Genomic DNA, 6,724 nt, shown 5'->3' with positions numbered 1-6,724 from the left:
ACAGATCAAGTAACACCCCCCCCCCCGCACCACGATCGGCCCGGACCACGCAGCAGCGCGGTCCGGGCCGATTCACGTCGTGGGAACCACAGCTCAGCGGGCCCGCGCTCGGTACGCCCCGGGCGCGCTCCCGCAAGCACGGGTGAAGTGCGCGTAGAAGCTCGACTGCGAGCCGAACCCCGCGGCGTGCGCGATCTCCGACGTCGTCATCGACGTGGTCGCGAGCAACCGCTGCGCTTCGGCCACTCGGCACCGAGTCAGGTACTCCCCGATCGTGGTCCCGACGTCCTGCCGGAACACCGTCATGGCGTAGTGCGGATGCAGGTGTGCCGCAGCGGCGACGTCGGCGACCTCGATCGGTTCGCGGAACCGGTCCACGACGAACCGCACCATGTCGATCACCCGGTGCATCGCGTCCGCGGTGCCGTGCCCGCCCTCCGCGCGCTGGTTCACGGCGTCGCGGTGGTGCCGCAGCAACCGGCGCACCAGGGCCTGCGCTTCGAGGTTCGCGATCACTCCGGCTCCGTCGTCCGCGAAGTCCCGTTGCCACGACGACAACATCGACTCGACGTCCCGACCAGCCGCACCGGTCGGCACCACGACGGGACGGTTCAGCAGCATGGCACCGAGGTCGTGGTCCGGAAGCCCCCACGCCAGCACCTCGCCGAGCGGTATGTGCACCCACCGGCACTGTCCGGTCCCCGTCGCGTCACCGACGAGCTGGTGGGGTGTCCATCCCCAGAAGAGCGCGATCTCCCCCGCGTTGACGCTCACCGGCTCCCCGCCGAACCGGTAGTCGAGCCGTCCCTCGAGCACGAGGTTGATCTCGAGGTCGTCGTGCCGGTGTGAGGACGGCATCATCGGCGCCGGGCCGCGATGGCTCCAGTACGCCGCTTCCACCGTCTCCACGTCGAGCACGGTGCCGAGCCTACGGCAGCGGCGTGGACGACCCGGAGTCCGATCGGAGGATCCTGGAACCCCGCCGTCCGAAGCCGGAGGACCCCGGGCCCCGGCGCTTCCTACCGTCGTCACATGACCAAGATCACCATCATCGGCGCCGGCGGCTTCGTCTTCCCCTTCCGCCTCATCGGCGACCTCGTCTCCTTCCCCGCACTGCAGGACGCGACGTTGCACCTCATGGACCTCGACTCGGGCCGGGTCGCCCGCACTGCGACCGCAGCCCGCGAACTCGTCGCCCACCACGGCCTCGGCGTCGAGGTCCTCGAGACCACCGACCGGCGCGAGGCCCTGGCGGGTGCGGACGTCGTCATCATCACGTTCCAGGTCGGCGGCGTCGAGTCGTACAAGTGGGACGTCGAGATCCCCCGCAAGTACGGCATCGACCAGGCCGTCGGCGACACCGTCGGCCCCGGCGGCGTCTTCCGCTTCCTGCGGTCGGTCCGTGCCTACGAGGACATCGCCCGCGACGCCCTCGAGCTCTGCCCGGACGCCCAGTTCATCAACTACGCGAACCCGATGGCGATGGCCACGGCGTTCCTCAACGCGAAGGGCCTGCGGACCGTCGGCCTCTGCCACAGCGTGCAGGGCACCACCCGCATGCTGGCCCGCACGCTCGGCGTGCCGTACGACGAGGTCGAGTTCATCAGCGCCGGCATCAACCACCAGGCGTGGATCCTCGAGTTCAAGCGTCGCAACGGCGAGGACCTCTACCCGCGTCTGCGCGAGGTGATGACGGCGAAGCACCAGCGCGGCGTCGCGGCGTCCGACCTGCACGACGACGACGGCGACCACAGCGAGGCGGCTGCCGCGGCGAGCAACTACGAGGGCGGCAACGAGCAGGTCCGCACCCAGCTGATGCGCTCGTTCGGGTACTTCGAGACCGAGTCGAGCCACCACGCCAGCGAGTACGTGCCGTACTTCCGCAAGGACCCGGAGACGGTGCTCGAGTACATCCCGGAGCGCTGGGACTACTACGAGATCTGCCTGGCGCACGACGAGCAGGGCGACGTGGACACGCAGCTCGAGAAGCTCAAGGCCGACCTGACGCCGAGCGTCGAGTACGGCGCGAGCATCGTGAACGCGATCGTCACGGGGGTCCCCGCAGTCGTCTACGGCAACGTCCCGAACAGCACCGGCGTCATCCAGAACCTGCCGTCCGACGCCTGCGTCGAGGTGGCCTGCCTGGTGGACGGCAAGGGCGTGCAACCGACCTCGTTCGGCGAGCTCCCGCCCCAGCTCGCCGCGATCAACCGCACGAACACGAACGTGCAGACCCTGGCGGTGCGCGCTGCGCTGACGGGCAACGTCGAGCACGTCCACCACGCGGTCGCCCTCGACCCGCTGACGGCGGCGCACCTCACGCTGGACCGCATCGCCGAGATGACCGACGAGCTCCTGCACGCCCATGCGGCGCTGCTCCCCGAGTCGCTGCGTCCGGCGGACGCGGGCGCAGCCGCGCACACGGCCGACCGGGAGGCCCGCCCAGCGCTGGTCTGACGCCGTCGCGCCCGACGTGGGGTCGGGTCCGCAACCGCGACCCCACGTCCGGCTCGCGCCGACGCGCAGCCGCGCGCCGCGCCTCCAGTCCGTCCTGCACGGCACCACGACCTCAAAGGAGAGGACCATGCCGACCCGACCATCCCCCCAGCTCGCCAGACGGGGGTTCCTCGCACTCGCCGGTATCTCGATGGCCGGCGCCCTCGCCGCCTGCGCGGGCCAGGGAACCGCTGCCCGCGGCGGCACGAAGCACATCCGCCTGTCCACCTGGAACATCCCGACTGACATCACGAGCTACCAGGCGATCGCCGACGAGTTCGTCGCGGCGCACCCGGGCACGAGCGTCTCCGTCGAGGTCACGACCGGCCAGTTCCACCAGTGGTTCATCACGCGGCTCGCCGCCGACCTGGCGCCGGACGTCATCCGGATCACCCCGCAGCAGATCGGCCGGTACGCCGCGAACGGCAGCCTGGTCGACATCTCGGGGGCCGTCCCGGCGGACTACCGGCAGGACTACAGCGACCCGTTCTGGGCGATCGGCGCGCGGGACGACGGTGTGTACGGCGTCTTCCAGCACACCGACAACTTCATCACCTACTACAACCGCGACGTCATGGAACGGATCGGTGTCACGCCACCGCAGGCCCTCGGCGACGCGTGGACGTGGGATGCGTTCCTCGACGTCGCGAAGGAGGTCAAGCAGGTCACCGGCAAGTACGCGTTCGGGTACGGCTGGTCGTCGCCCGAGACCGCGTACCGGTGGCTGCCGCTGGTCCACCAGAACGGCGGCGCGTTCCTCGGGGAGGACGGCGCGACCCCGTCGATGGACACCCCCGAGGCGATCGACGCCCTGGCCTTCGGCCGGAAGTGGTACGCCGAAGGACTCGCGACGACCGGCAACCTCAGCAAGAGCGGCGGCGGTGACGTCTCGCGGAACCTGTTCCTGACCGGGCAGATCGGCATGATGCTCAACAACCCGGAGTCGATCGCGCAGCTCGACACCGACATGCCCGACAACTGGGGCACTGCCCCGATGATCCGCAACGTCGGCGAGGCGAGCGACCTGGGCGGCAACGCCCTGGCCGTCACGAAGTCGAGCAAGCACCCGGAGCTCGCGGCCGAGCTCGTGGCGATGATCACGTCACGGTCGAAGATGCAGCAGTTCTGCCACGACGGCAACTGGCTGCCCGCCCGGAAGTCCCTCGACGCGAAGGACATCGGGTACGCCGCGAACACCGACACGATGCAGCGGTTCATCGACCAGGGGACGACGATCCCGCTCTCGATGGTGAAGGCCGAGAGCGGCGAGTACTTCAGCTCGCTCAACGCGGTGTTCGCCGACTACCTCGACCTCTGCCTGCTCGGGCAGCTGAGCCCGAAAGAGGCCTCGAACCAGATGATGGAGGCGATGCGCAGTGTCACTGCGAACTGAGACCGCGCCGGTCCGCACGACGGCGTCCACCGCCCCTCCGACCGGCGGACTCCCCGCTGGCGACGGTGCCCGCCGAAGCCGCGGCCGCTTCGTCCCGTACGTGTTCATCGGCCCCGCGGCGCTGCTGTTCCTCGGCTTCTCGCTCATCCCGATCATCACGGCGATCGCGCTGAGCTTCCAGGACTCCAGCACCTCGCTCGGCGACGGCACCTGGGTCGGCGGGAAGAACTTCGTCGACATGGGCTCCGACCCGCTCATCGGCACGGCGCTGCGGAACACGCTCGTGTTCACGCTCGGCACCGTGCCGACGTCGATGGCGATCGGGCTCGCCCTGGCGGTCGCCCTGAACAGGCCGCTGCCCGGGCGCTCGGTGTTCCGCGCCCTGTTCTTCGTGCCGATGGTCGCCGCGGGCGTCGTGGTGGGCGTCATCATGTCGTGGATCTTCAACGGCGACTACGGCGTCGTGAACAACCTGCTCGAAGCGCTCGGCATGGGCCGCGTGCCCTGGCTGACCGCTCCGGGGTGGGCGATGGCGACCCTGGTGGTCGTCGTGGTCTGGACCCGGATCGGCTTCTGCATGGTGATCTACCTCGGCGCGCTGCAGTCCGTGCCCGCCGAGCTCAAGGAGGCCGCCGCGATCGACGGCGCCTCGCGCTGGGTGCGGTTCCGGACCATCACGTGGCCGCTGCTCCGCCCGACGACGTCGATCCTGCTCATCCTGAACGTCGTGTTCTCGTTGCAGGCCTTCGACGTCATCTACGTGATGACCGGCGGTGGCCCTGGCTTCTCGACGACCGTGCTGATCCAGTACGTGTTCCGGTCCGCGTTCATCGATGCCCGGATGGGCTACGCCGCGGCGCTCGGACTGGTGCTCGTCGCGATCCTGCTCGTGTTCACGCTGCTCCGGCAGCGCGCCAACCGCAAGGCGGAGGAGATGCTCTGATGGCCGTACTCGATGTCCGCGGTCCCCGCCGCCGTCCGGCTGGAGCCCGCTCCCGGCGTCGGCCCGGTCGGTGGGTCCTCGTCGCCGGGCTCACCGCCCTGGCGATCCTGATGGTGTTCCCGCTGTACTGGATGGTCGTCTCGGCGCTCACCCCCGGCGGGCAGTCGCAGAGTGGCACGTTCTCGCTGTTCCCGACCCGGCCGACGTTCGAGAACTACACGCAGGTGTTCAGCACGCAGCCGGTCTGGCGGTGGCTCGGCAACTCCGCGCTCATCACCAGCGTCGGCACCGCGTTGAGCGTCGTCGTGTCGTTGATGGCCGGGTACGCCCTCGCCAAGTTCCGGTTCATGGGCCGAGGGCTGCTGTACTCGGCGTTCCTCGTCACGATCATGATCCCGATCCAGGTCACCCTGGTGCCGAGCTTCCTGGTCGTCGCGAAGATCGGCCTGGTCGACTCCCCCTGGGCGGTGATCCTGCCGACCGTGTTCGACGTCGTCGGGATCTTCATCGCCCGGCAGTTCATGCTCGGGGTGCCGGACGCGCTGATGGAGGCCGCTCGGCTCGACGGCGCCGGCGAGTTCCAGACGTTCTTCCGGGTGGTGCTGCCCTCGTGCGGCCCCCTGGTGGGGGTGCTCGTGATCCTCGGGTTCATGACGCGGTGGAACGACTTCCTCTGGCCGCTCGTCGTGCTGCAGGGCAACGAGAACCTGACCGTGCCGGTGGCCCTGTCGACCCTGACGAACAACCCGGCGTTCAGCTCACCGTGGGGAGCCGTGATGGCGATCGCGACCGTCACGGTGCTGCCGTTGCTCGTGGTCTTCCTGGCGTTCCAGCGGCAGTTCGTGCAGGGCATCGCCTCGACCGGCATCAAGTAGGGCGCCGGGCGGTTCCGGGCCTACCACTGCAGTGGCCATGGGAAAGGAACGACGGGAGGCACGGTGCCAGCTGGCACCGTGCCTCCCGTCCGTCGTCCGCGTCAGCGGATGATCGAGATGTTGTCCGCCTGCGGACCCTTCTTGCCGGGTCCGATCTCGTACTGCACGTGGTCGTCCTGGGCGAGCGGCCGGGAGCCGGTCGCCGCGACGATGCTGGAGAAGTGTGCGAACAGGTCCTCGGACCCGTCGTCGGGGTGGATGAATCCGAACCCCTTGCTGTGGTCGAACCACTTCACGGTGCCCGTGGGCATGGCGGTCAGCACGGCGTCAGTGGATGCGCAGCTGCGCGACCATGGGGCACGCGAAGGGGTCGCGGGCGGCGAGGCCGACGCGGTTGAGGTACCGGACGACGATGCCGTACGAACGCAGCAGCGTGGTCTCCGTGTAGGGCACGTCGAGGGTGTCGCAGTGGTCCCGCACCAGCAGGCGGGCCTGCTTCAACGCCGGACGCGGCATCGACGGGAACAGGTGGTGCTCGACCTGGTAGTTCAGCCCACCCATCAGGAACGACACCCACCAACCACCACGGATGTTGCGCGAAGTCCGCACCTGGCGGGAGAAGAAGTCGACCTTCGCGTCGTGGGCGATGGTCGGCATGCCCTTGTGGTTCGGGGCGAACGAGGCACCCATCATCACGCCGAACACGGCCAGCTGCACCCCGAGGAACGCACACGCCATCCCGAACGGCAGGAACCAGAACACCACCGTCAGGTAGATCGCGAACCGCGCCACCAGCAGCGCGCCCTCGATGAGGCGGTGCTTCTTGTCGGCCTTGGTGCCGTTGCCGGTCACGATCGACATGACGGCGTAGCGGTGCAGGTTCAGGCCCTCGAGCGTGAGGAGGGGGAAGAACAGCCACCCCTGGTAGCGCATGAAGGTCTTCATCACGCCACCCTTCACGGCGGCGGCGTCCTCCGGCAGGAAGCGGATGCCGTCAGGGGCGATGTCCGGGTCCTT

7 protein-coding genes are annotated in these 6,724 nt (G+C 69.2%); 4 read left to right on the top strand and 3 right to left on the bottom strand.

What is annotated here, in order from left to right:
- Positions 1 to 93: 93 nt before the first annotated feature.
- Positions 94 to 918: a helix-turn-helix domain-containing protein gene (locus BIU95_RS17630; RefSeq protein ID WP_056069172.1), complete on the bottom strand. Its 825-nt coding sequence runs from the start codon at positions 916 to 918 to the stop codon at positions 94 to 96.
- Between the two features lie 114 nt (positions 919 to 1,032).
- On the opposite strand from BIU95_RS17630, the gene melA reads away from it, so the two are divergent.
- The 4 genes from melA to BIU95_RS17610 all read left to right on the top strand — a co-directional run bounded on the left by melA (position 1,033) and on the right by BIU95_RS17610 (position 5,707).
- Positions 1,033 to 2,457, top strand: coding sequence for an alpha-galactosidase (melA, locus tag BIU95_RS17625; protein ID WP_071252446.1), 1,425 nt, complete (start codon positions 1,033 to 1,035; stop codon positions 2,455 to 2,457).
- Between the two features lie 127 nt (positions 2,458 to 2,584).
- The gene (locus BIU95_RS17620) at positions 2,585 to 3,889 is read left to right on the top strand and encodes an ABC transporter substrate-binding protein (RefSeq protein ID WP_250898339.1); all 1,305 of its coding nucleotides are present in this window, start codon (positions 2,585 to 2,587) and stop codon (positions 3,887 to 3,889) included.
- Positions 3,873 to 4,832, top strand: a complete 960-nt coding sequence (locus BIU95_RS17615; protein WP_056069178.1) for a carbohydrate ABC transporter permease — start codon at positions 3,873 to 3,875, stop codon at positions 4,830 to 4,832. Before BIU95_RS17620 ends, BIU95_RS17615 begins: the two co-directional genes overlap by 17 nt.
- On the top strand, positions 4,832 to 5,707 hold the full coding sequence (locus BIU95_RS17610; RefSeq protein WP_071252441.1) for a carbohydrate ABC transporter permease: 876 nt from the start codon (positions 4,832 to 4,834) through the stop codon (positions 5,705 to 5,707). The genes BIU95_RS17615 and BIU95_RS17610 overlap by 1 nt, the downstream gene beginning before the upstream one ends.
- A 101-nt stretch (positions 5,708 to 5,808) precedes the next feature.
- Here the strand turns inward: BIU95_RS17610 and BIU95_RS17605 are convergent, their stop codons facing one another.
- Both BIU95_RS17605 and BIU95_RS17600 read right to left on the bottom strand, forming a co-directional pair.
- On the bottom strand, positions 5,809 to 6,030 hold the full coding sequence (locus BIU95_RS17605) for a cold-shock protein (RefSeq protein WP_307360835.1): 222 nt from the start codon (positions 6,028 to 6,030) through the stop codon (positions 5,809 to 5,811).
- A gap of 4 nt (positions 6,031 to 6,034) precedes the next feature.
- Positions 6,035 to 6,724 (bottom strand): acyl-CoA desaturase (locus tag BIU95_RS17600; protein ID WP_139179896.1); only part of this gene is annotated, 690 nt, incomplete at its 5' end.

The sequence above is a fragment of the Curtobacterium sp. MCBA15_007 genome (assembly GCF_001864905.1).
Classification (GTDB): Bacteria; Actinomycetota; Actinomycetes; order Actinomycetales; family Microbacteriaceae; genus Curtobacterium; species Curtobacterium poinsettiae.
This window is presented reverse-complemented; position numbering and strand designations above follow the sequence as displayed.

Excerpts from the sequence above, each read along its gene's own strand:
- BIU95_RS17620 (WP_250898339.1), top strand. The coding sequence starts at position 2,585 with ATGCCGACCCGACCATCCCCCCAGCTCGCCAGACGGGGGTTCCTCGCA.
- BIU95_RS17610 (WP_071252441.1), top strand. The coding sequence starts at position 4,832 with ATGGCCGTACTCGATGTCCGCGGTCCCCGCCGCCGTCCGGCTGGAGCC.
- melA (WP_071252446.1), top strand. The coding sequence starts at position 1,033 with ATGACCAAGATCACCATCATCGGCGCCGGCGGCTTCGTCTTCCCCTTC.